Origin of the sequence: Enterococcus sp. DIV2385 (assembly GCF_051711925.1) — a bacterium.
GTDB lineage: Bacteria > Bacillota > Bacilli > Lactobacillales > Enterococcaceae > Enterococcus > Enterococcus faecalis.
Genome location: NZ_JBIONV010000002.1, coordinates 1 through 24538 on the forward strand (window position 1 = coordinate 1; position 24538 = coordinate 24538).

The following is a 24538-nucleotide window of genomic DNA, read 5'->3' on the forward strand; positions in this document are numbered from 1 at the left end:
TTTTCCAATATAAATTAGTCTTCATAGCAATCCCTCTCAAATTTTATTATAATAGATACACGAATTCTTAGTCAAAAATACCTCTAAATCTTTTTTTAATTTAAATAAAAAAATAGTAACTAACTCTTCTATTAATTCACATAAATTGTTTAACTTAAAAATTCAAATACATCTTTACGATGATACAATTTCAGAACTTTTTCAAAAAGAGTTTGAGATACAAGTGTACACGCAACTGGAATCACCAACCAACACAACAAAGCTAGTCCTCCACTTAATCCATGTTCTAAAGAAACAAGTGGACCAACGATTCCTACTAATCCAAATCCGGCAGAAGATGGTGTTCCTGATATAGAGAATAAAGCTACAGGAATTGCCGAAATAAATGCTGTAAATAAACAAGGAAGTAATATGATTGGCGTTCTAAACAAATTAGGCATCATCATTTTCATCGCACCTAAAGCAATTGCAAAAGTTACTCCTGATTTATTTATTTTAATAGAGTTTACAACGAGAACAACAGTCGTTGCAGCAACTCCCATTGCAGCTGCACCCGCAGAAATTCCATTTAATTGGATAGCCATTCCAATAGCAACTGTTGAAATAGGTGAAATAATTAAAAGTGCAAATGAGCAACTAATAAGAATACTCATTACTATTGGCTGAAATGTAGTAAAAGTATTAATTCCCTCTCCAATCGCTAAAGTAAATTTCGTGATATAAGGGTATAAATAAAAGCCTATCGTTCCTGCTCCTATTCCAGCAAACATAGGAGTTAAGACAACCGCAACAGAACCGAATCTATCACCAATGAGTTGAATCAATAAAACAGCAATAGCTGAGGTAAGCATGATATTGATAATATCACCCGTCCCCACTCCTACATACGCTCCTTTTCCCCCTACAGAAGGGATAAATTTTACTACACCTGATCCAACAAAAGCAGCACCACCTACAACCATCATCGGCATAGATTTAAATTCAAACTGTTGAGCAATAAGAGTACCAATAATTAAAGGAGTGGCTAATTGAAAAATAATAGCAGATTGTCCAATAGTTACGGCAAGTGAATTATCACCAAATAATTTTAAAATAGCAGCTAACACTGCGTTTGGAATAAGGCCAATAATAATACCCGTTGCTGTTCCAGCTAGAACTTTATTCAAAAAATTTTTGGAATTTTTTTTCATAATAATAGTACATCCTTCTTTCCATATTCTATTTTTTAAGCACGCACCTTTTCTTCTATAATCTATGAAGTTTCATAATTCTTATTGATTCATCAAAGTTATTTTAAACATTGTATTAGATTTTATTATGTAAATCAAGATTTTTTTAGAAAATAGCGAAAATTCTAAATTTTAAGAACGACGCTCCATCGAATTGGTTCGTATAACATATTAATCTAAATTGCTAGTTGATTTTTTTAAAATGACTTAGAATTTCTCTCTCATCACTATTATCATTAATAATTTAATATAGAGTAACCAAAAAAATAGATTTTCAGCGGTGTTGGGTTATTTATTTACTAATTTTGGCGGTCCAACTTTACCAGTTTCATCAAGCAGTTGTACTGACTGAGCTTTTACATTTACAGTAAAGCTGTTTGCTCCTCTTTTCATCATCTTATGCTCAGCAGGAATTTTTAGATATGTCGTGCTTCCTGCACGTATATCTAAAAAAACTCTGAAAAATAAGGTGTACTATTAGAAGTGTTATTGTATTTGACTTCTACCCTATTAACAGTTACTGGTCCAGTCCCAGTTGAACGATTAAAATAGTTAATGACTGTGACGTCAACGTATCCTGTCCCTGATTGGTACTTGTACTGATTAAATAATCGTCCGCCAACCATAGTAGAAGTTATTCCTCTTCCACTGGTAATAACATTATTTTGACCGTCTAACTTATCAGCATGACTCGTTGTTCCAAATCCAAACGTTGCAAAAGCAACCATAACCAATGATAAAAAATAACAATCTAATCTCTACTATTTAATTAAATTACACTAATTTAACTAAATATAGTATATAATCTTTTAAAACTATTTACTTATTTAGTATAATAAACAATAAGAGGATATTGTATGTTAACCACAAAATCTAGAAAACAAGGAAGTTCTGTAGTATTGACATTACCATCTAATAACGGACAGAAACCTAAGGCAGACCAAGAATATACAGTGATGTATTCTAATGATGGGACAATTACGTTAGTCCCTAAATTACAAGATCCATTTAGTGGTGGGTCAGAAGGGGAATATTACGAAAAAGATGAATGGTATGACATTGAACCTGGAGGGAGAGAATTATTCTAATGAGTGAAGAAAAGAAATATATTCCTAAAAAGGGCGATATTGTATGGATAAATTTAGATTCTTCAGCTGGAAAAGAAATACAGAAAAGATGTCCAGGTCTAGTAGTTTCTAGATACGAATTTAATAGAAAGACGATGTTTGCAGTAATTTGTCCCATAACTTCTACAATTAAAAATATACCAACTCGTTATACATTACCTGATGAATGGAAACTTATGGACAAGTCGATATTTCCCAATTAAAATACAGAAAGATGGTTAAACCAAATAGAACATTTACCATTAAAGGATATGGCTAAAATAGATCAAATAATTGAATATATTTATTTTCAGCTTAAGTTTACTTGATGCACAACACTTTAAAAACCGCTCTATATTTGAATTTGAATCACGTTTTGAATTTTTTTACTGACCTATAGCTTTATGCTTGAAAAGGCACAAACGAAGATTCATGGTACACTTAGATATTCACTTGGTCGTTTTTAAAATTAACTAGCAATTCGGGTATAATACTATAAAAAAAGGAGTTTTAATAAATGAAAAAAAGATGTGATTGGGCAAATGTTAATAAATTGGAAACTATATATCATGATAATGAGTGGGGAAAAGAGCTTCACAATGACGAAAAATTATTTGAAATATTAATATTAGAAAGTATGCAGGCTGGCTTGAGTTGGGCTACTATTCTTACAAAGCGAGAGACTTTAAAAAAATCCTATGATAAATTTAATTACAAAATCATTTCTGATTACGGTCAAGAAAAGATTGATGAATTGCTTTTAGATGAAGGTGTTATACGAAATAAACTTAAAATTAATTCCGTGATCTCAAATGCGAAAGCATTCATGAAAATTCAAGAAATTTATGGGAGTTTTGATACATATATATGGGCTTTCGTGAAGAATAAACCTATTATTAATCATTGGGAAGATATTAAAGATGTTCCAGCTTCGACTTCCTTGTCAGATGAAATTAGTAAAGACTTGAAGAGACACGGATTTAAGTTTTTAGGCACAACAAGCGTTTATGCTTTTATGCAATCTATCGGTATGGTTGATGACCATATGGATTATTGCTTTTTAAAAAAATAATATTCTTTAAAAGCGGTTTGATATCTAACTATAACTAACTGCTTTTTTCTATGTTCAAGAAGGACGTGATACCCTATTTTAGCATGTCCTAAGTCATATTCAAATAAACTATAACTAAAAGGCTCTAACAAAAAGCAACTTGCGCCATAGAGCCGTCTAGTTTTTCTTAATTTCTCGAATAAGATACAACCGATAGAAACGCTATCATAAATCCTCGGTTCTTTTTGGGACGTGCAAAAAATGTAAAGTGGGGATTCTGACAAATGAAATCAAGGGCTTCATCATGTGTCAGAACGTATGCTTTTTGAAACAACAAGTTTACACTTCTAATTTGCTATTGACTTTATCCGATAAAAAAATTGTATTAAACAATCCCAAGTGTCTATGTTTGTTTCGGTAAAATTACGAAAAAAGCCAGACCACATATTTCTGGCTTTAAAGAACTTATTTATCTAGTTTTTCTTTTAAATCTTCAACAACATTTGCAACTTTGTGATAGTTAAAAGATAATTATTACTGCCCAAGTTACAAATACAGTAGCCCAATATATAATTCTCAGATTTTTTTACTATTTCTAAATACGTTTGTTTTATATTCAAGAAGTGTTTCTACTATCAACAAAAAAAGCCTAACAAACTTGGCAAAAATGAAGAAATAAAGCTGTTATCTATATGAAGTAACTTCACCCAAATAGTTACAAGTAATATTAATACTGCAAAAATAAGAAATAAAATAGCTCTTTTCGTATCTTTTATCAAGTTGGTTTCTTGATTTATTAATATTTACTGATTTTCGCTTTTTTAGATAAACAATGAGAATTCAAATATTAAATATTTATTCTTAAAGTAATGTTGATAAGATGACACTAATAATACTAGTTAAAATAGAGTCTCTCTTTATCTTTTTTTGTACTTTTTTTAAATCTTTTTTATTAACTTTATTCATATAATCAACCTACTTTTTTATCCAAATATACGGTGATACAATTGAGTCCAAGGACCCTGACACTGCCCATATTTTTTACATTCAATAATCTGAGTAGCTCTCTGCTCACCTTTTGATACCTGTATAATCTATACTTCATCAGTATCAAATACTGTAGATACTTGATCACTTATATTCGCTAGTTCTTGCTCCTGACTTTCCGCAAAAGATTGGGTTGCAAATAGTACTACACAAATTACTATTTTTTTCACGATATCACTCCTCAAAATTTAATAATCCGAATTCCCATTGTTTATCTAAAAGCAAATTTTAAAGAATTAATAAAGCATTGCTCTTATTGTTTTCATTTTAATCCATCTTAATCAATCGTTGGGTTGTGTTGCAAAGTTTTTCTGGGATCAATTTTACGCTATAATTTTAAGTAAATCTACCAATCTGGAGGCGCAATCATGAAAAACCACTTCAAAGGAAAACAGTATGACTATCGAATTATTATTGAAGCCGTAGGCTTATACTGTCACTTTTCCTTGAGTTACCGTGATTGTGCCAAAATCATGAGACAATTTAGTTATTAGTGTTCACCACACTACGATCTATCGTTGGTGCCAGCTAAACGGGAAAGTACTTTATCATCTATGGAAAAAACGTAATAAACGGCGATCATTATCTAAATCCTGGCGGATTGATGAAACCTACATCAAGTTTAAAGGCAAAGATCGGTATCTGTACCGAGCCATTGATTCCAATGGAAGCACCTTGGACATGTGGTTACGAAACCATCGGGATACGTTCTCTACAAAAGCGTTTACTCCGTGATTATGGGCAACCGCGTGCTATCGTAACAGATAAGTATGCACCTTCACTAAAAGCTATCAAAGAGCTGAAGGAAGAAGGGTTGATGAACCTAAAGGTTCATCACTGGAAGTCGAAATACCTCAATAATATTCTGGAGCAGGATCACCGTCAGGTGAAAGGCAAGCTCCCTTATGGGAATAGCTTCCAATCGACTTACACAGCAGCAACCACAACTAAAGGGATCGAAGTGGTCTCAGCCTTATACAAAGAAAGTCGAAGAGAAATTAACCTCTTCGACTTTTCTCCATGGAAAGAAATTGAACAACTATTGAAAGTAGCATAGACAAGAATCAAAAAATTGGAACAGTCTGTATTCTTTTGAAACTTTGCAACACAACCATCGGGATTATGTGAACTATGAAGTTAAATGACAATTGAATATAAAATTGTTAAGTTCTATAGATGTAATTATCGATTTTAATGCTAGTATAATTTTAATTAATTCTAATAAAGCATAACTAAAATAAGAATAGTTCCTTAACATCGTTTCATGAAAATTGACTATTACTCAACTTTCATGAAAGAAACTATTAAAATTTTTGTAGAGTTGTTTAGTGCTTCTATCTGGATCATTTTCTAAATGTATATCCTTATTTATTAAAACAACATTTGGCTGGGCCTCTGAGTACTTTTTCCACAGAGAATCTCCATCGTTTGGGTTTCCTGTTTTGGCAAATAGCCCCAATGATGTCCTAATTTTTTTTCCAATCCTTTTAGCAGTGTGGATGTTCCCTATATATAGATAACTCCCTATCCCAAATTGAATTGGAACATCAACAATATGCGAGGCCCTTAAATTTAAAAACTTAAAAAAACCAGAAGAAAAATCGAATCTATATACATAGACATCGTTGTTTTTAGAGTAGGTATCAGCTAACCAATATTTAGGAATTGTATACATAATATCTGTTGCTAGTTGACTATTTTCAATAAAATTAGGGAAGTTAGGGTACTTTGAAATAATTTCTTCCCTAGTTTCTTTACTACTATAAGGAAAAAATCTTTCACCTTTTTCTTCCGAAATGTCTTTTGAAAATTTTACAAAAAGCCTAGCTTCATTTTTTGTACTTCCAATAATCATTGGTTTGTTTGATTTAAAATTACCTTTGTAAACCACACCAGTTAAAAATTTTTTATCAATTACGGGACAAAAAGTGGTTATACCTAACATTTTCGACCTGACATGCTCTTCTAATTTTTTAATTACTGATAGTAATCTATCTGGAGATAGAGTGAGTAGTTCATCAACAGATTTCTCTGTTAAATTTAATAGTTTTAAATAAGTAAGTGCTAATTCTCTAGCCTCTTCTTTAGTATAAAGTGATTCAATACAAGCGCTCTCAATAATTATTTTATGATAGAGATGTTGCGCAGTAGGTACTTTGTTCAGCGTAGCAATTAACATTCCCCCAGCTGATTGGCCAAATAAGGTTACATTTTGAGAGTTACCACCAAACTCATGAATATTTGTTTTTATCCATTCTAAAGCGCAAATGACATCTTTGATTCCAAGATTACTATCAAATTTATCACTAAATTCAGAAAAATCTAAGAAACCAAAAACATTCAAGCGGTAATTAACCGTTACAATGATGCATCCTGTATCTTTGGCTAACTGAGTTCCATCGTATGTCAGACCCAGCCCAGCTCCCTTTTCTCCAATTCCGCCAGTTTCAAAACTTCCTCCATAAATCCAAACCATCACTGGAACATTATTGTTTATCTCAGCAGGTTTCCATATATTCAAATACAAACAGTCTTCATTTATTTGTATATTTCCTTTTTGAATAGGGTTTGGTGGGTATTCCTCAGCCCTCAATGGTATAATTGAGGAAGAATTCTTTTTTTGGGGATCTTTAAATCTTAGTTTTCCAATAGGTGGTTCGGCGTAAGGAATACCTAAAAAAGATTGCACATTCTTATGTCGTTTTCCACTATATTGTCCAGTGTTACTTAAAATATTTTCCATAATTTTACCACCTTAAAATATTTTTCTAGAGTAATTAAAAATAATCCATTTTTTCAACAATTAAGACTAGTACTTTTAAAAAAGTGAGTACAGTGAGTGATATATATCAATAAATGCTTTTACTTGGTATAAAATCGAGATTATGTCGACTAATCAATTAAAGTAAACATTGTAACAAAAGCATTGAAATTCCATGAATTTAAAGTATAGAAAAGAAATGTAAAAAAATTTTATTGTTTAAATATTTGTGTTTTATTCACCCATTCTGAGTCTATAATTCCATAATAGTACACATCTAGCCAATTTCCATCTTGAAATAACGCTTCTCTGTCCGTTCCTTCTTTCACAAAACCTGCTGAACTATACAACTTAATTGCCGGAATGTTGTTGCTATGAACTGATAATTTCACTTTATGCAATCCTAATTCATAAAATGCAAAGTTTAAAATAACATTCAATGCATCTTTTCCAAGGCCTCTATTCCTATTATCTTCTTTAAGAATAGCCATAGATAAATCAGCAACTCTATTCTTAAATTGTATATCTGAAAGAGATGTCCATCCTATAAACTCTTTACTTTCTTTATTAATAATGGCAAATAGAAATCTAGAATTAGTATCCGAATCACCTACAAAATTCTTCCAATCTTCAATGGTATAAGGATGAAAAGTATCCCAACTTAATGGTCTAAAAAATTTGATGTCCCATTGATTTTCTACAATTATTTTAAAAAATTCTTCCTCAAAATTCCCTAGTTTTATAAAATTGCCTTCTATTATATTCTTAACCATTATATATCCTCAATTCTTTTCCCTATTTTTTATTCCCGCTATTTTTTGATCTTTATAATAATATTCTTTTGGAAAACTGTATCCATGAAGCTCTCTTTTAGTTGTAGTATAATATGCACCTGCCGTAACAAACATTAATTTTTCCTTGCCTTCTACATATTCAGAATCTACTTTAAATTTACATTCGTCTTTTTTTACTTAATACTGGTGACGTACATGATATAAAGGAATTGTAGGAAGCACAAATCACTTCTTTACAAATCCATCTCTTTTCCGTTCAGTAGAAACTAGTACCTATTTTTTCTTTATTTTACATGTTAATTTTGTAGCAGAAAATATTGATATACAAAAGATTAACAAATGTAAAATGGTGAGAAAAAATGCAGCCAAAAATTGGGCATGCCTCTACTTGATTATTGCGCTAGTTATCACACTCATCCTTGCAACATTTTTCTTTCTTGAATTTTTTATCATCAATCATATATGATGCACTTCTTTTAATTCTCCTAATGCCCTATCATTCACAATTGAACCAAAATAGGAATATCAGTATTTTTAAATTAACAATAATTATATCATTTCAATCTCAGTTGTTTATGATCTAGTAAATATACTTCATCGGCTAGTTTCCCAACAAAATATGAATCGTGAGAAGTAAATATAACGGTTCCTGTGTATGCATCAATCAATTCTTCCAGTGCCTCAATCGTTGTCAAATCTATAAAATTGGTTGGTTCATCCAAAACTAGAATATTTGAAGGTTTGACAAAGGCTAAAGCTAAAGAAAGTCTTGTTGATTCACCTCCACTTAGAACGTTCACTGGTTTGCCGATTTCTTCTTGAGAAAATCCCAAATTACTTAAAATACTTCGAATAACTGATTCTGAATAAGAAGTTTTTTCTTTTAAGTAATTAATAACGTTTTCTGACTCATCATACTTATAATCCATCTGACGATACACTGAAAAGACAACTTTAGGTGAAAGAATAATTCCTTTACCATTTGATACTATATGATTTAAAAGCGTTGTTTTTCCAACACCATTATTTCCAACGATAGCAATCTTCTTATTCAACGAAAATTGAAAGTCACAATTTTCAAGTAAACATTTTTCACCTTTTTTTAAAGAAATCCCCTCTCCACGTATAGGAAACTTATTATGGATTTCCACTGATTTAACTTTCGGAAATAGAATTTGTTTTTTATTTTTGCGTTGAATAGGTTCAGCTAGCTTAGCTAAACGGGACTCCATTGCTTTTGCAGATTTATTAAGACTTTTTTGTACTGTGTCCTTTTGTTTCGAGGAAGACAAACGGTCAGGACGAACATTCTGTTTTTTCTTCTTGGATGATACTTTTTCAGATTTAGCTGCCTGCTCCTTTTTTTTTGAAATAGCAACTTCTAACTTGTTTCTTTCCTTTATATGTTTTTCATTTAATCGATCTTGCTCTAATTCTTCAATTTCTTTTTGCTGTTTGTACGCATCATAATTTCCAATGTATTCAGTAATTTGACCATCTTTCACCTCCCAAATCTTTGTTGCTAATTTATTGAGGAAGTAACGATCATGACTAACAAAAATAAGTGTACCATAATAATATCTCAATTCTTCTATTAAATAATTAACTCCATTGCGGTCTAAATGAGTTGTTGGCTCATCCAGAAGCAAACCCATTTTGTATGTTGATAGGACTTGGGCTAAACGAAACTTAGTTTCTTCCCCACCACTCAATGTACTCGTTTCATTATTCGGTACGTTAAAACGACTGGCTAATTCCCAATCCACACTCTCTAAATCACTGGTATTGATTACACTTGAAATTTGTGAAAAGTAACTGAAGGATATTTCTCGTTGAATATTCCCTGTTTCCGGTTCTATTTCTCCTTGTATTATCTTTAATAAGGTCGACTTGCCTGTTCCATTATCTCCAATAATACCAATACGATTGTTTTCGTAAGCTGTTAATTCTTGTACATTTATTACTTCTTTTACACCGAAGTTTTTTCGAACATTTGTAAGTTTAATGGCTAAATTTTCCATTGTTTTCCTTCTCTCTTCCCAATAAAAGAGCATACGAAAAGGATAGTCTAGGACTATCCTCTGATTTCTAAATTCAGGAAAAATACACATCAATCCATTGAAATCGCTCTTTTCTAGACTTTTGATTTTATTTAATTAACTACTCAAAAGCACATCACGTAATTTCATAGATTTATTCTCCTTTTTGTTCATTTGGTTGTTCTACCACAAATTCTTATTTGACAATACATAGCTAGTTATTCCATCAGTATTCACATCATAATTGAAATTGTAGTAACTGTATAAGTTTGCGGAAATATGAACAATATAATTCTTTATAGACTTCCGTTGCATCGTTGACTGTGAGCGCCAGACAATGCTCCTTCAACTAATTGTGCAGAAAATCCTAACTTGTTCAACCCTTCGCTATCTTTTGCTAACATCACAGTTCTTTCTTTTCCTTGTACATTGTATTTGTCCAAAACGCTTTCAGGACTATCCATAAAATCTCCAACAATATCCATATTTCCCTGTAAATCCGCAACCAATTTCATCAATTCTTTAGACATAACACTGCACCTCCATAATTTTTATAATTATATGTTAACATTTTTATTTAATTATTTCAATAGTCTGATTATTTTTTTATTTCTGATTTTTTCTTTTTCAAAGTTCACTTCATAATGAGAAAAATCCTCTAAAACACTTAATTGCATCTTCTCGTACTTTTTTATAAAATATTCCACTTGTGAAATTGGACATGTTGTATCTTTATCTCCATGAAGAAACCTAATTGGAATCAATTCCTTTGCTTTTAGACTTATTTCTGGAGAAAACTTCTTGTAATCAGAGAAATATTGTTCAATAAGTTTCCTCGAATCTGAAAACAAATACATATAAAATAAATTTGTAAACCCACTAACAGATACTATTCTTGTTATATTAAAATGAATATACTGAGAGAGACAGATTGCAACGTACGCTCCATAGCTTTCGCCGTATATTTTTATCTTAAATCCATGAGAGTCATAATAACTAATAACTGATTTTACAGCTTCAATATCAACAACCCCTCCTTGACCTATTAATTCATTCTCATATTTTTGATTATAACCCGTACTTCCAGGAAAGTTCACTAAACATATGTTATTGAAATTACTATAGAAATCAAAAAGTATATCCAAATATTCATGATTGTAATGATATTTTGGTCCTCCATGCAAACATATAAGAATCGTGTTGTCTTCTCTATTAGTATGAGTTAAACAAGGAACTTTTTTTTCACCAATAATTTGATGTTTAAATAAAGGAAGAGGGAAAACGCACTGATTGCTTATCTTTGAATAATTTAATTCTCTTTCAGTAATACTATAAAAAAGGAACATTGAACTGTTCAATGTTGTACTACATAAAATAATCAATGTTTTTTGATCAAGAAAATAAGCGTCTTTTATAATAAAATGATCTGGAATATTTAACTTTTCTTGATTGACAAACGCTACATTCCCTCCCTTTTCCTCCACAACAGACAAAATTGATTCTTTATAGGTATCGTATAGCAAAGTATTGTAGTCAAGTGATTTTACGTTATCTAGAAAACCAGTAGCATTGCAATTAGGTACATTAAAACTACCCCCTTGATTCTTCTCTTTATAAATAAGCCTTCCTTTCTTTATACCTAATGGAACTAACATAGAAGAGCTTTCATATATTAAAGTTTCCTTTTCAAACGGATACAACGAATAATATAGAGAATACGTTCCTGTCTCACTTAGTGCAGTTATGATTATACAATTTCGATCATTGGTTAAAAAGATTCGTAAGATTCTCAAACAATCACCTTCTATCGTTCTGTTAGAACTAAATTCATCTTAGATACAGCGAATGATGAAATACTTATCATAATCAACGTAGTCACAAATACCAACATAACACTAAAAGAACTATTCGTAGTTGTAGCAAATATTACAGATCTTATTGCATATAATTGATAAGTTAGCGGATTAAAATAACCAATAACTTTAATAAATGTTGGAACATTTGTGATTAAATAAAACGCAGGAGCTGTGAAACCTAATGGAGTAATAATAAATGAAATAATTGAATCTCGTCGTTGATAATCATTAATTTTCATAGTAATCAATGCTGCAATAGACGTCCAAAAATACAAAACAATTAGTACAACTATTATCCCTTCTAAGTAATTGATTAAACCTATTGAGCTCCCAAATAAAGTAGCAATTATATACAACACAATAGATTGAATACATATTCCAATAGTAGGATACATACTCATTCCTATAATATAATAAAACGGAGAGACCCCACTTTGACGTTTCAAAGCCAACAACCCATATCTTTTATCTATAGTAATCCGATAAATTGTTTGTGTCATCTGTGAAATAATCAATATACCCAAAATACCAGTTAAAGCATAATCAGCATAAGAAATTGTCTTTCCCTCATATTCTATTTTAGTCACGAAATTATTGATTCCTAAAACAATAAAAATGTAGTACAAGATTGGTTGAACTAATTGTGAAATGATCAACCCTTTATTTCTTAAAAAAGCGTTTAGCTCGTTTCTTATGATAATTTTTAATCCTTTTATCCCTAAATAATGCTGTTTCCTAAATTGATTTGGCATCAATTTTAAAGACCCCCTTCTCTATAATGAATGTACAAATCTCTTAATGACATTGTCTCTTTAACAATTTCTTCTATTCTAAAATATTCTTTTGTATCCATAAACAATTGTGTTAAATCACTGCTCTGATTTAAAATAAATCTATATTGATAGTCTTCTAATCCAGATATAGAAATACCTTCTCTTTTCAACTGATCAATTACCTCCTTATTAAGTAATCTATCAATAGTAATCTTGTAACTCTTTTTAGGAGCATTTTCGATTAAGAATTCTTTTAAACCTCCTTCATACAAAATTTTTCCTTTGTCAATTAGTACTAGTTTATTACAAAATTCTTCTAATAAGTGTAAGTCATGCGACGATATAAAAACTGATTTGCCCCTAGCTGCTTCTCCTTTTAAAAATAACAATAAGCGATTTGAAGTTTCTGCATCTAATCCTGTTGTGGGTTCATCTAACAAATAGAAATCAGGTTGGTGGACAATGGCACGTGCGATTTGTACACGCTGTTGTTGTCCACCAGACAACGCATCTACAGGTTTGTCTTTTAACTCCAAGATATTTAATAAATCTAGTGCTTCTTCAGTCAATCTCTTCCCTGCTTTAGTGTCTATTCCAGCCAGTTGACTACCTAAATAAACATTATCCCAAACATTTGTATACCAATCCATTACTTGAGACTGTGGTGAAAAACCTATAGTTGCAAACAAGCGTTTTTTTATAAAATCTTGATTAAAACTAACAGAACCATTCGTTGGATCCTGAATCCCCGCGATAATATTGAACAAGCTTGATTTACCTGCTCCATTATGCCCAACTAACGCTACTATTTCTTCTGTAGAAATGGAAAGATTAATATCTTTTATCGCGAATGCTTCTCTATACTTAAGGCTTACATCTTTTATTTCTAATATATTTTTTTTCATTACTAAACCTCTATTCTAATGTATAATTAAATAAATCTTACTTAAAGGAGAGGAACACAAAATGACTGAAAGAAATATTGACAAGAAAATTCAGAATATTTTAAAAAGTTTTATTGAGTCCTATAAGGATAGTCGCAATCTCACACCTCAAACCTCCCAATTATTTTATGATTTTATAATTTTATCATACCATAGTAAAAGAGAAAAACGTTATAGTATCTCCATGTTATCAGAATTATTATTACAGGAAGGGATTGAAGTGAAATTATTAATAAATGTATATGCTCATTCACTCTATGTATTGGCATTAAACGATAATAAGAAAATATATGGCAAAGGATTTCTAATATGAATTATTTAAGTCGAGTAAAAAAGCAACATGAATCTTATTTGAATTTATTACGTAAATATGGATTACAGTCATCTGGTACAGATCATTGGATCTATAAATACTCCCCAAAAAAAGACATAAAAAAGCAAGGTTTCAAGATTCATTTAAGTGCAAATACTAATAATGCCGTAAATATAGCTGAAAAATTCTTTAAATATAATGAAATTAAAAAAATTGATTTTAAAATTGTTTCTACTTTAGCCAAATTCGACATCCAAAATACTGGTGCATTGGGATATTCTCAAGTTGGAAAACTTATTACTATCTATCCAAACAACAATACTGAATTTCTTTGTATACTTAATGAGTTAGAATTAATTTTTAAATCAGACTTATCTCCTGAGATACCTTCAGATTTCAGATATATGTTAAGTTCTGTAGTTAATTACAGGTATGGAGAAATAGTTACAGATTCTAATTATATTGATCCTAGAGATAAAACTATTCCAAATGATGTAAATATACCTGTAGAGGATTACTATATTCCTAGGTTAAAAGAACTCCCTAAACACTTACTACTATTGAAAGTTATAAAAAAAACAGGTAAAGGGGGAATATATCAATGTCTTGACTTAAAAAGAAACGAATTAGTATTATTAAAACAAGGTATGAATCAAGGAGATTTAACGATTTATAATGTAGATACGATAAATCTTTTATCTTTAGAAAAGAGGAGTCTTTTAAAAATCAGTGCAGAAAACCATTTTCCAAAGTTTTTCGACGATTTTTATTTAGATAATTCTTATTTTTTGGAGATAAAATATTTAAACAAGATGTCTCTATTCCAGTATATGAACAAAGAAATTTTATCCTCTAAAGAAATAATGGTTGTTATTTTGAAGTTAATTGAAATAATAAAAATACTCCATGAAAAATATGATATCATTCATAGAGATATATCATTCAATAATGTTTTAATTGATGATAAAATGGAAATTTCTTTGATTGATTTTGAATTTTCTTACGATCTGAAGCAGTGGAATCCACCTTCCATTATTATGGGTACCCCTGGATTCTATAATACACAACAATTGAATATAAGTTATTATACAGACGTATATAGCATTATCAATCTTCTATATTTTATGGATAATTTTGATCTGTATTGTAAATATAAAAACAACCATAACCAATTGATATTGCACAGAAACTCAACAAATAATAATTCTAGTTCTTTTAATTTCATATATGCACAAGCTAAATTATATTCTCATAGATATTCATTAGATATGCTTAAACATGATTTAAACGCTTTAAATATTTAAAGCATTGTGGCTAAATAGAACTATTTTGCACAACTTGATTGTCCCCTAGTAATTAACTATTCTGTACACACAAACAAGAACCAACAGGGTATACCCTGTTGGTACTTTTGTTTTTACATATTAGTTTGTTTATTTCTTTCATTATAATCCACAGTTTGAACAGATATTAATTTTCCATTATAAAATGTTCGTAAAATAATTTTTCTTAAAACGTCATTTGCTTCTACTGTTGTTTTAATCATGAAATCACTTCCTTTCTGTACTATAATATAGTACACATCAAGAAAATTTGACGTCATTCAAAATTTTTTTATCATCCAGAGTAATCTACTTATTTACAATTTTGTTTTCTTAGAGTCCGTTTTATTCTTTACAGTCAAAACATCATCTATCGCTCTTGGAAAACCACACACGACTCCTTCTAACGCTCGTTCCATTTTCGTTTGTTTTTCGGATCTTTCCTTTTTACTTTCATGATATAACTTTTTCAAATCGATTTTTTCAGTCATGTTTTACATCCTTTCTTTTATTAAATGTCTGTTGTTACCTTGCTAAACTCAACCTTTTTGAATCTTCTGTATGGATTTTTTATTGTTTTTGATTAATGTATCAATCATGTTTTGCGTGATTGCATCCGGAATATACCCTTGCTTAATAAACAGCAGTTTTTCAAGATTGGCTCTGTACTTGTTGATTAATTTAACGTTATTTTTATCCACTTGATCGCCAGATCCAGAATGATACACTTTTTCTTTCAAGCGACGCTGCTCTTTTCTAACTACGCTAAGTGCAATCGTCAATTCAGACGTATTGAACGATTCAAGTTCTTTTATCGTCGTATATTGATAAAAGCAAGGATCTTCTATTATGGTTAATTCCCGTATTTCCATACTCATTTCCCACCTTTCTTATAATTCCTTACGTTAGGCTTCAGCTGGGCCAAAAAGCCCAACTGATACCATAAAATATATTTTTTTATCTATGCAGTTCGTAAAAGACTGCCTAGTATTGGATCAAATTGAATCATTCCAAATTCAGAAAATGCAGGGTTCGTCGTATTAACTACATACACATATTGCCTATAAGATTCTAAATCCCTGTGACAGTAAAGCCAATCACTAGTATCGCGTCCAACGTAGAATAATGATAAAAATCTCTGGCCATCCGCTGTTTTATTTTCAGTTACATAGTACACCAGGAAGCCATACTTCTTTTCGGCCGTCTTTATGATTGCCTCTATTTCTTCAGTGACTAAAATATTTTCACCTTGAAAGTAATTGCTGGTGTAATGGCATTTCCCTGTTTCCATGAACTCATCAATGACAGAACTTGATAGGTCGGTAAGCATCATTCTATACCATGCTTCTTTTTTTAGAGTTTCGTTGGCCATTGTCGTATTACTTAATCTTCTCATTTGTATTCCTCCAAAAGCAATATTTTTTAATTCGTTACTGTTAGATAATTGTTCCATTCTATGAGTGGCAATGAATCCTTGCCATAACTCCATCGTTATGGCAGGAACCCATTGAATATTTTTCTAAGGTACGCTATACTTATTCATGACTATAAATAGTTAACGTCCTAGAAATCTTTTGTCTTCAGCAAAAGGTTTCTTTTTTTGTGCTTTCAGCTGCAGGATCTAATAACCTCTTGATAAATTCCTTATCTGCATCTGTACAAGCCGGATAATAGTTAGAAATGAAGAAATCTCCATTTTCGTCAATTTCTAGTGCTACTTTTCGCAACCCTTTAACGAAATAGAATATTGGTTTTTTCTTCCATTGTGTTACTGCACCGCTTTCTATCAGTTCTTTTGTTTTCTCACTCATCACCTTATTTTCATCCGCTTCTTTCATTTGTTCCAGGGTCGCAATTTTATTTTTTAGTTTCGTGATTGCTGCGCCGTAAGTTCTCGCCTTAATTGCTGGTTTTGTCTTGTTATAGGCTTTTGCTTTTTCGTTAGCCTTTTCAAGCTCTTTTAGTTCATTTTTAAAGTAATCAATGTTATTGACACTTGTTTTTGCGCCAACCGTCGCATAACTTGATTTACCGACAACATGAACATCTTTGATTAGCTCGTTTTTTTCCTTAAAATCTTCTACCTTTTCCAGCATTTCCACTCTTTTTTCTTGTTTTTCTTGTTCCTTCAGTAATTTAATTGCACGGTCATGATAGCCATTTACTTTCTTATAAATGTCCCCACGACCAATAATGTTAGGCTGTCCAAAAGGGATACGGTCATGTTCCGCCCTGATTAAGTGGTGCATTTCTTCGCTTTCTCTTTTTAGTCGTTTCAATTTTCCTTGTGCTTGTTCAAGTCTAGTCATTCTTACTCGCTTCTTTCTGTTTTTTATTTTTTTCAAAACTCATTTTTTTGAAGATTTAGGAAGGGGTGCTTCTTTTGAACTTCGTTGGTTCGGTATTTTTCTGTGGTCCTCTCCTTTCTTTGTTTGCTGTTATGATCCATTTCTTCAGTGAGTTTGAGGTTTTGGGTGCGCAGAGAACAGACATCAGACACAAAGAAAACACAAGGGCGAGCTTGCTCGTGTATTTTACCCTTGTGTTTTCGACTGGCTGTTGTATGATTCGCAAGTACACAAGGCCGGCTCACTGAAGAAATGATAACCGCAACAGAGTGACGAGTGACAGAAAAATGCCATAGAACCAACGCCTTTTTTCTGTAGCAGTGAAACTGCTTCAGAAAAAACTTAAATCTGCGGAACGCTTCCTTGTGGTCTCACAAGGAACAACTCGTGTCAATGTCCTTTTCCGTTAAGCGAGGAACGAGTAGGAAAAGAGAAACGTTCACCAGTCGGAACGAATGGGAATAGAACGTTTAATTGACTCGTGTTGAGTGCAGCAGAAAATCCATTGGTTTTGGAGCAAGGGCAACTGCACCGCAGCGGAACAATGGATTTTGTCCTAGATTTCGGTTAGGAATGCTAAGAAAACTCTTTTCTTAGCATTCCTAACGTTTAATCTTTACCTCTTTTCTCTACCGCTTGTTTTCGTTTGTTTAGGAAGATATGGCTGTTTGAGCGACTTGTTTCCAACGTTCAACTGCTTGTTTTATCTTTTCTGGTACTTCCTGACGGTTACATTTTCCTTGTATTTGTATAACCTGTTGATTTCGATATTCTAATGTGAAGTAAGGCATATCTGGCTTTTCTTTTCTTCGGATAAAAACAATCGTTGTTTTTCCTTGTGTATGTCGTTCGATATAATGTTGACTGCCCACACAATGGCGTAGAATACTTCCTTCTTGAATGATTTCTTGTAATGAATGTGGTGTGAGAAAAAGCAAGTCGTCAATTTCAGCTTCTAACGCTTTAATTTGGTTTTTCCGTTCTTGATACTGCTTTTCTTCAATCTCACTTTTCAAAAGGTTTAGCGTGTTCATAGCGTTATCGTGAGCTACTTGTAAGTTTTCTGGATACAATACACTATCGTTATTAAGTGGGGTGTTCAACTCTTCTAGCATGTGTAAATAGTCCATATAGTAGTCAAAACGTTCCCCTTTTCGCATAAACCATTTTTGAAACTTGGTTAAATTCACCTCTTTCGGTAATTGCTTGATTTGCGAATAATGTACGTACTTTTCTATTTCGTTTATCATAGGCGCATTTCGCTCTTTTAACGTTTTTTCTAACATGAATTCATGAAAGGTTGGATTTCTTGTTTTTAATTTTTGTTTATTCGCTTTTAGCCATTTCTTAGTAATTACTCTCATATCTGCTTTATGAAAATACAGTCCAAAAACGTTGCGATAGTCGTCAAAAATGATTTCATTCGCAAGAGTTGTTGCGCCTATCTTTTGTAAAAACTCAATTTCGTTTCGGTATTTATAAATATGTGCCAGTTCATGGCGCTCTATTTCAGGTAACTGTAAGTACTTTAATTCCGATACAGTGGTTAGTTTTTCTTGCCAGTTATTTGGATAAAATACCGTATTTGTATAAGCACTACTCATAAAACCATAATTTGACAACAAGCCCTCATACCAGTCACCATAGTTGTAATGGGCTTTGAGGTGGGTATCGTTTGAAAAACGCTCAAAGTTTGACTGTTCATAAATAAGCGTTTCTTTACCGTCCTTTATCGTGTGCCAATAGCTATACGTTTGAATTTCTATTCGTTTTTTACTGATAAGGATAATACCGAATGAATAAAATTTTGTAGGATAAGAGAGCCTTGAGGCCTTTGTTAATCGCTTTTTGATAATCGGACAATTCTTGCGAGAACTCGCAAGAATTGTCTCCTTTTTGTTTTTCCATTCATACGTGGGTATTTGTGACGTACACCAATCAAAAAATGCCTTGGGTGGGGCTAGTGGTTTTTGTATTTCCCGATTCATATTCATTACAACTCGAACAATTTAATTTGTTCGTCCACCTCTTTTCTTTGTGGTTTAGGCTCTTCTTTTTTTGCCGGTTGCTTTTTGGTAGTCGTCATTACTTTTCCGATGACTTTCATTTCGGGTAGTTTTTCAAGTATGAAATATTCCTTTATCCAACCAAACGCCACCTCGTCTGTGACCATTACCATAGCATTTGGTCGTTTTTCGGCTTGTTCTTGGGCTTTTCCCATGCAATAAGTGACAGAGCCTTTTATGGTTCTATCTTCCTTTAGAATACCTTGAAAAAGGGATTCATCATTTTGTTTGCATAGCCAATTATGGATATATTCGACTGTATCGTCATGCTCGGTTTCTAGTTCTTTTAGCATTTTTTCGAGTGCTTGTTCTTGTGCAGTCGATGTACTTGTTAGGAAAAAGCGTTCATAAGAAAGTTTGTCACTAATTACTAGCCACTTGTATTTATTCCCTTGGTCTATTGTTTCGTCAATTGTTAGATAAAGGGAAGAATAGTTTTCGTCTGGGTCTTTAATCGTAACGGTTGCTTGTTCTGGTAGCTTTTCAAGGTAAGAAAGCAACGTTTCGACTGGATAAAGGGAGACATCAAAATTGGGATAGAAACATAAAAACTGGAAGTTTTTTCCGTTTCTTTCAATACTTTCTTTTCTGAAAGCTACACTGATATAACCTTGTGTATCATCAAAAATAGTGGTTGCTAGATTTTGATTGTATTGTTTAAGTGCGTGTATCAATTCTTTTACGGTTTGTATATTTTGAAAGTCCATAACGTTCCCTCGTTTCTTTTGTTAGCCCAACCTCTTATTCATAAGAGGTTGGGGCAAATTCACTTGTCAAAGGTCATGAGATACGTTATACTTGTTTTACAGTATTAAACATGCATAACGTTTTAGAAATCTTTTGTTAGTGGCAAAAGGTTTCTTTTTTTGTGCTTTTTTCGTGGATATAATTCAATACCTCTAAAATATCTTTTTCACCTCTTTCGTTGTTTTAAATGATAAATTCTGTTGTTTCGTGATTTTCTTCTGTTAAGATTATTTCTTGGTCGTAATACATGTTAGAAACTAATTCATGTGCTTGTTCTTCGCTTTCTGCATAAACATATACAGCTACCTCTAAAGTTTCAACAATTGTCACACAGTATTTTTTCTTTTTTTTTGCCATTCTTACACGTCCTTCCATTCAATATGGTTCAATAAAAATGATAGTTGGTTTAAACGGTCATTGGCATTTTTTAAACAACCATAATTTAACAACAGCGTGACTGTATCATTTTCATTGATTGCTTGGCTTAATTTTTGGTATTCCAATTGTGCCTTTTCTAGGTCAAGTTTTAATTGTGGCTCATTCATTTTAACCACCTCCTTTCAGGTTTTTGGGTTTTGAACAACCATTTTTGTTAGGCGTTTGAGGAAGTGAAGCTGGACGGTCAAAAATTCCTTTTCGTCAAACGGTGTAGTCTACCCCCTTTTTCGTTTTTGTTTAGGTTGTTCATTTTCGCCAGTGTGTTCGTGTCGCTCGCTGTGCCGTGGAAGGACCATAGACATAAAGAAAAAACAAGGGCGAGCTTGCTCGTTTATATACCCTTGTTTTTTCGACTGGCTGTGGTACTGTAGCAAACAGTGAGCAGCACGTTACACACTGCAAAATGAACGTCCTGAAAACGAAAAAGGTCGCGTGACACTGTTCTGACATCAGAAAAGGGATTTTTGACCGGAACGCCCTTGATTTTGTTTTCTAGTAGGTATGAAATACCTACTAGAAATGTTAATCACTGCGGAACGCTTCCTTGTGATCCCACAAGGAACAACTCGTGTCAATGGCCTTTTCCGTTAAGCGAGGAACGAGTAGGAAAAGGAAACGTTCACCAGTCGGAACGAATGGGAATAGAACGTTTAATTGACTCGTGTTGAGTGCAGCAGTTAATCCGTTGGTTTTGGAGCAAGGGCTACCGCACCGCCGCGGAACAACGGATTCATTCCCTTTTCCCGAACTAAAAAAGGTGCACGTCTGTATAGATCGTTGCGCCCTGGTCTTGCATGAATATTTTTTATTGTGTTAAAATTACTTAGTACAATCGAATAATCAAAAAAACACTACTATTCGTCTGGTCGTTTAGTAGTGTTTTTTATTGATTTGTAATATCTTTCCGATTCATCGAAATAATTCACTATGTGAGCCTATTCGAGCTAAAGTTAGGATCAATTTATCACCGTCAATTTTATAAATCAGTAACCAATCTGGTTCAATATGGCACTCTCTTGTACCTATATAATTTCCTGTTAGTGCGTGGTCTTTATACTTTGGCGGCAATGTTTGCTGTTCTTGTAAAAGTACTAATACTTCTTTTAACTTCTCTAAATTCTTTCCTTGTTTCTTTGCTTTCTTAAAGTCTTTTTTGAATTGGTTCGTGTAAAATATTTCAAGCATTTAAATCCTCCATTAAATCCTCCACGGAAGAAAATCCACCATGAACATTTCCTTCTTTAATGTCTTTTAATGCTTGTAGAGTCTCTTTGTTTCCCTTATTAATCATAAAAGGAATTGCTTGCTCATTAATAGACTGTTTTAAGAAAATCGTAATTGCACTTGTCATATTTAACCCTAAATCATCAAATAATTGTTCTGCTTCTTCTTTTAAATTTTCATCAACATTTACATGTATAGGTTTCTTTTTTGTAGTAGCCACCTTTACCCCTCCTTTATGTATATAATTATAACACAATATGTTGTTATCGACAACATATTGTGTTATAATTTCTCGCCAAAAGCTTTCAATAATTCATAGCGATTTCTTATTTATTTACTAAACCCCCGTTGTGTCACATAACCTGGTATGCTCCAGATTCCGAGTGCCTCATTTTTAGCCTGTTCTTGGGCTTGCTCTAGTTCTGCCAAATACTTAGTGTTAGGCTCTTTTACATAGGCAACACGAGCTAATCCTTCACTTACAAGCGTTTTTTGTAGTAATGTTCCATCTACGAATATGTAGCCCAACGCTCGTCCGTAAGGATCTGTTTTATCGCCCTTATCATATTCAAACGTAATTTCTGAAGCAGTAGACAAAAGCTCTTTTGTGTGTTTGCTAGCTTCCAATCCGAACGGCTGAACTTTTGTTTTCGGTTTCACAGTCTCGGGTGTGTCAATTAATAAAAACCGAACTTTTTGTTCTTTTCCGTCAATTTTTAATACTGTGGTATCGCCATCCACGTGCCTAACAAAATCAGCTGGTATACGTTGATCGTTTGAAATGGTTTGAGTGAATTTTTCATTAATATCGTTTGAAATATCGTGTGCTTTTTGTTCAAGACTTGTACAGCCCGACAATAGTAAAGTGGCTACTGCTGTAAGCAGCAGCCACTTTTTACCGATTAACTTTTTCATTTTCTCCCTCCTTCAGATAAATTTTAATGATAAGCAGGCGGTTCTGTATTTTCTAAACCGTGAAACGGTTCACTTGGCGGCATTTGTTGACTTTGTTCATTCATAATATGACTTGTCGCACGTTCTTCCGTCGCTTTTTTTGATTCTAACAGCTCAATATTATCAACTAGAAAGCTCATTTCATAGCGTTTTACTCCTTCTCTATCTGTGTAATTGTTATTTACTAAATCACCTGAAACCTGAATTAATGAGCCTTTGGTTGTATGTTTCGCTAATAGTTCGGCACGTTTCCCCCATGCTTCAATGTTGATAAATGTTGTTTCAAGTTCTTCTTTTGTTTTGTTATAACGGCTTCGTTTTACTGCTAATGTCGTTTTAACAACCTTCAACTCACCTTGTTGTGTTTGGATCGTTTTAATTGCTGCTTCCTTTGCTAATCTTCCAGTTAATGTAATGTTCATCATAATAATTTCCTCTTTTCATTTTTTTATTTTGTCGTCCAAAGAGGTCTTACCTCTTTGGACGTAGAACCTAATTTTTTCCTAATGTAATTCAATTCCTAGTTACGCTGTTAATGTCTTTGGTTTAGATTGCTCTTCTTTCACTACCTGCGAGCCATACATATTGCGAATATCGGTCATATCGTATTTTTTCTTACTACGTTTTTTATATCCTTCAGGGGCTAAATACCAGGACTTTTTATTGTTACTCCAACGCATATTTAAAGCTTTTAACTCTTCTTTATAAGACTTTGTGTTCCCTGATACCCATAAGAATGAGCCTATCACTTCAATTGAAACATTTTCCATTTTTAGCGTTAACAACTTGTGTATGATTTCTTGCCATTCTTGCGGTGTTTCTGTCGTTTCTTTTTGGTAGTACTCACCTTCTTTATTTTTGTGTGTATTTTTAAGCTTATCGAACAACGCTTCATACTCGTTATTTATTTGCGCCATTTCTTTATCAGTACCGCCCATATCCGGGTGGTACTTTAAAGCTAACTTTTTATATACGCGTTTCAATTCTTCTAATGTCGTTACATCTTTGATAAATTTCATGTTAATCGCCCTTTCTGGTTGTTGCTGAGCAGCTAAGCTGCCCAGCGTTCCAATTTTTCAATTGATTTTTTATCATTTTCAAGGTTGTCTTTTGTGTACCATGTTGGTAACTCTTTATCAGAAAATAGACTGTAGATAAATTCTAAGATTTCCATGCTTTCTCTAGCTTTAACAGCTGATTCACATTGATTAACGTAATATCTTACATCTTGTCTAAGTCTATCGACATAAGAATAATGAAACGTTTTGTTTCCTTCTACCATTTTTTTAAGTCTGTTTTTTTCTTTTGTTGTTAGCATTTTGCTTTCCTTCTTTCGATTTTTATTTTCAAACAACCAATAAATAACTATTTTTTTGTCAACGCCTTTCCAACCAACCTTTTCGGTTGAGGGAGTGAGGCGCCGGGTGTTAGGGGTGCAACCCCTAAGGTCTTGATTAGGCTCGTTTTTAGACGAAGGCCTGTTTGTTTGATTTCGCTTTTCAGTTTTCAAAGATCAGAGGGGAAAT

At 32.5% G+C, this 24538-nt stretch carries 29 protein-coding genes and 2 pseudogenes; 6 read left to right on the forward strand and 25 right to left on the reverse strand.

Annotated features, from left to right (window positions below):
- Positions 1–149: 149 nt before the first annotated feature.
- Positions 150–1190 (reverse strand): PTS sugar transporter subunit IIC, encoded by a 1041-nt coding sequence (locus IGM04_RS13475; protein WP_086318280.1) that lies wholly within the window; start codon positions 1188–1190, stop codon positions 150–152.
- Positions 1191–1675: 485 nt separating this feature from the next.
- On the reverse strand, positions 1676–1957 hold the full coding sequence (locus tag IGM04_RS13480) for a hypothetical protein (protein ID WP_086318279.1): 282 nt from the start codon (positions 1955–1957) through the stop codon (positions 1676–1678).
- A gap of 129 nt (positions 1958–2086) precedes the next feature.
- Here IGM04_RS13480 and mazE point away from each other — a divergent pair, with 129 nt between their 5' ends.
- From mazE to IGM04_RS13495, 3 genes and pseudogenes are all read left to right on the forward strand, one after another.
- Positions 2087–2317: a type II toxin-antitoxin system PemI/MazE family antitoxin gene (gene mazE, locus IGM04_RS13485; protein WP_086318278.1), complete on the forward strand. Its 231-nt coding sequence runs from the start codon at positions 2087–2089 to the stop codon at positions 2315–2317.
- A pseudogene (locus IGM04_RS13490) lies at positions 2317–2664 on the forward strand (type II toxin-antitoxin system PemK/MazF family toxin). The gene mazE and the pseudogene IGM04_RS13490 overlap by 1 nt, the downstream one beginning before the upstream one ends.
- A gap of 188 nt (positions 2665–2852) precedes the next feature.
- A complete protein-coding gene (locus IGM04_RS13495) occupies positions 2853–3407 on the forward strand; it encodes a DNA-3-methyladenine glycosylase I (protein WP_086318277.1) in 555 nt (184 codons plus the stop codon).
- A gap of 1073 nt (positions 3408–4480) precedes the next feature.
- Here IGM04_RS13495 and IGM04_RS13500 read toward each other — a convergent pair.
- A complete protein-coding gene (locus IGM04_RS13500; protein ID WP_256924938.1) occupies positions 4481–4603 on the reverse strand; it encodes a hypothetical protein in 123 nt (40 codons plus the stop codon).
- A gap of 198 nt (positions 4604–4801) precedes the next feature.
- Between IGM04_RS13500 and IGM04_RS13505 the strand changes: the two are divergent.
- Positions 4802–5490, forward strand: a pseudogene (locus tag IGM04_RS13505) (IS6 family transposase).
- A gap of 225 nt (positions 5491–5715) precedes the next feature.
- On the opposite strand, the gene IGM04_RS13510 reads toward IGM04_RS13505, so the two are convergent.
- The 7 genes from IGM04_RS13510 to IGM04_RS13540 form a co-directional block, all read right to left on the reverse strand.
- The gene (locus IGM04_RS13510) at positions 5716–7176 is read right to left on the reverse strand and encodes a carboxylesterase/lipase family protein (RefSeq protein WP_086318276.1); all 1461 of its coding nucleotides are present in this window, start codon (positions 7174–7176) and stop codon (positions 5716–5718) included.
- Positions 7177–7406: 230 nt separating this feature from the next.
- On the reverse strand, positions 7407–7967 hold the full coding sequence (locus IGM04_RS13515; RefSeq protein WP_086318275.1) for a GNAT family N-acetyltransferase: 561 nt from the start codon (positions 7965–7967) through the stop codon (positions 7407–7409).
- Positions 7968–8542: 575 nt separating this feature from the next.
- Positions 8543–10009: a ribosomal protection-like ABC-F family protein gene (gene abc-f, locus IGM04_RS13520; protein WP_086318274.1), complete on the reverse strand. Its 1467-nt coding sequence runs from the start codon at positions 10007–10009 to the stop codon at positions 8543–8545.
- A 314-nt stretch (positions 10010–10323) separates the two neighbouring features.
- The gene (locus tag IGM04_RS13525; RefSeq protein WP_086318273.1) at positions 10324–10557 is read right to left on the reverse strand and encodes a hypothetical protein; all 234 of its coding nucleotides are present in this window, start codon (positions 10555–10557) and stop codon (positions 10324–10326) included.
- A gap of 51 nt (positions 10558–10608) precedes the next feature.
- Positions 10609–11727, reverse strand: coding sequence for an alpha/beta hydrolase family protein (locus IGM04_RS13530; protein ID WP_438792738.1), 1119 nt, complete (start codon positions 11725–11727; stop codon positions 10609–10611).
- Between the two features lie 104 nt (positions 11728–11831).
- Entirely contained in the window at positions 11832–12635 is an 804-nt protein-coding gene (locus IGM04_RS13535; RefSeq protein WP_252701924.1) for an ABC transporter permease, read from the reverse strand.
- Between the two features lie 5 nt (positions 12636–12640).
- Entirely contained in the window at positions 12641–13561 is a 921-nt protein-coding gene (locus IGM04_RS13540; RefSeq protein WP_086318270.1) for an ABC transporter ATP-binding protein, read from the reverse strand.
- A 61-nt stretch (positions 13562–13622) separates the two neighbouring features.
- Here IGM04_RS13540 and IGM04_RS13545 point away from each other — a divergent pair, with 61 nt between their 5' ends.
- Complete coding sequence (locus IGM04_RS13545) at positions 13623–13913, forward strand: hypothetical protein (RefSeq protein ID WP_086318269.1); 291 nt, start codon at positions 13623–13625, stop codon at positions 13911–13913.
- A complete protein-coding gene (locus IGM04_RS13550) occupies positions 13910–15217 on the forward strand; it encodes a protein kinase domain-containing protein (RefSeq protein ID WP_086318268.1) in 1308 nt (435 codons plus the stop codon). Before IGM04_RS13545 ends, IGM04_RS13550 begins: the two co-directional genes overlap by 4 nt.
- A gap of 113 nt (positions 15218–15330) precedes the next feature.
- Here the strand turns inward: IGM04_RS13550 and IGM04_RS13555 are convergent, their stop codons facing one another.
- The 15 genes from IGM04_RS13555 to IGM04_RS13625 all read right to left on the reverse strand — a co-directional run bounded on the left by IGM04_RS13555 (position 15331) and on the right by IGM04_RS13625 (position 24522).
- Entirely contained in the window at positions 15331–15459 is a 129-nt protein-coding gene (locus IGM04_RS13555; RefSeq protein WP_256924936.1) for a hypothetical protein, read from the reverse strand.
- Positions 15460–15552: 93 nt separating this feature from the next.
- Positions 15553–15726 carry a hypothetical protein gene (locus IGM04_RS13560; protein WP_179189175.1) on the reverse strand — a complete coding sequence of 58 codons (174 nt, stop codon included), beginning with the start codon at positions 15724–15726 and terminating at the stop codon, positions 15553–15555.
- A 48-nt stretch (positions 15727–15774) separates the two neighbouring features.
- The gene (locus IGM04_RS13565; RefSeq protein WP_002360759.1) at positions 15775–16113 is read right to left on the reverse strand and encodes a hypothetical protein; all 339 of its coding nucleotides are present in this window, start codon (positions 16111–16113) and stop codon (positions 15775–15777) included.
- An 83-nt stretch (positions 16114–16196) separates the two neighbouring features.
- Positions 16197–16607 (reverse strand): hypothetical protein, encoded by a 411-nt coding sequence (locus tag IGM04_RS13570; RefSeq protein ID WP_025187534.1) that lies wholly within the window; start codon positions 16605–16607, stop codon positions 16197–16199.
- 208 nt (positions 16608–16815) lie between these two features.
- Positions 16816–17544 carry a hypothetical protein gene (locus IGM04_RS13575; RefSeq protein WP_086318267.1) on the reverse strand — a complete coding sequence of 243 codons (729 nt, stop codon included), beginning with the start codon at positions 17542–17544 and terminating at the stop codon, positions 16816–16818.
- A 689-nt stretch (positions 17545–18233) separates the two neighbouring features.
- Positions 18234–19577 carry a PcfJ domain-containing protein gene (locus tag IGM04_RS13580; RefSeq protein WP_002417363.1) on the reverse strand — a complete coding sequence of 448 codons (1344 nt, stop codon included), beginning with the start codon at positions 19575–19577 and terminating at the stop codon, positions 18234–18236.
- Complete coding sequence (locus tag IGM04_RS13585; RefSeq protein ID WP_010774404.1) at positions 19577–20356, reverse strand: Cas9 inhibitor AcrIIA9 family protein; 780 nt, start codon at positions 20354–20356, stop codon at positions 19577–19579. The genes IGM04_RS13580 and IGM04_RS13585 overlap by 1 nt, the downstream gene beginning before the upstream one ends.
- A gap of 223 nt (positions 20357–20579) precedes the next feature.
- Positions 20580–20771: a DpnD/PcfM family protein gene (locus tag IGM04_RS13590; protein WP_179189174.1), complete on the reverse strand. Its 192-nt coding sequence runs from the start codon at positions 20769–20771 to the stop codon at positions 20580–20582.
- Complete coding sequence (locus IGM04_RS13595; RefSeq protein ID WP_002365983.1) at positions 20756–20941, reverse strand: hypothetical protein; 186 nt, start codon at positions 20939–20941, stop codon at positions 20756–20758. The genes IGM04_RS13590 and IGM04_RS13595 overlap by 16 nt, the downstream gene beginning before the upstream one ends.
- An 802-nt stretch (positions 20942–21743) precedes the next feature.
- A complete protein-coding gene (locus IGM04_RS13600) occupies positions 21744–22019 on the reverse strand; it encodes a type II toxin-antitoxin system YafQ family toxin (RefSeq protein ID WP_002360769.1) in 276 nt (91 codons plus the stop codon).
- Positions 22012–22278: a type II toxin-antitoxin system RelB/DinJ family antitoxin gene (locus IGM04_RS13605; protein WP_002369771.1), complete on the reverse strand. Its 267-nt coding sequence runs from the start codon at positions 22276–22278 to the stop codon at positions 22012–22014. The genes IGM04_RS13600 and IGM04_RS13605 overlap by 8 nt, the downstream gene beginning before the upstream one ends.
- 110 nt (positions 22279–22388) lie before the next feature.
- Complete coding sequence (locus tag IGM04_RS13610) at positions 22389–22973, reverse strand: thermonuclease family protein (protein WP_086318265.1); 585 nt, start codon at positions 22971–22973, stop codon at positions 22389–22391.
- Between the two features lie 23 nt (positions 22974–22996).
- Positions 22997–23437 (reverse strand): single-stranded DNA-binding protein, encoded by a 441-nt coding sequence (locus IGM04_RS13615; protein ID WP_086318264.1) that lies wholly within the window; start codon positions 23435–23437, stop codon positions 22997–22999.
- A 99-nt stretch (positions 23438–23536) separates the two neighbouring features.
- Positions 23537–24031, reverse strand: coding sequence for a J domain-containing protein (locus IGM04_RS13620; protein WP_086318263.1), 495 nt, complete (start codon positions 24029–24031; stop codon positions 23537–23539).
- 32 nt (positions 24032–24063) lie between these two features.
- Complete coding sequence (locus IGM04_RS13625; RefSeq protein ID WP_438792739.1) at positions 24064–24522, reverse strand: hypothetical protein; 459 nt, start codon at positions 24520–24522, stop codon at positions 24064–24066.
- Positions 24523–24538: the final 16 nt, after the last annotated feature.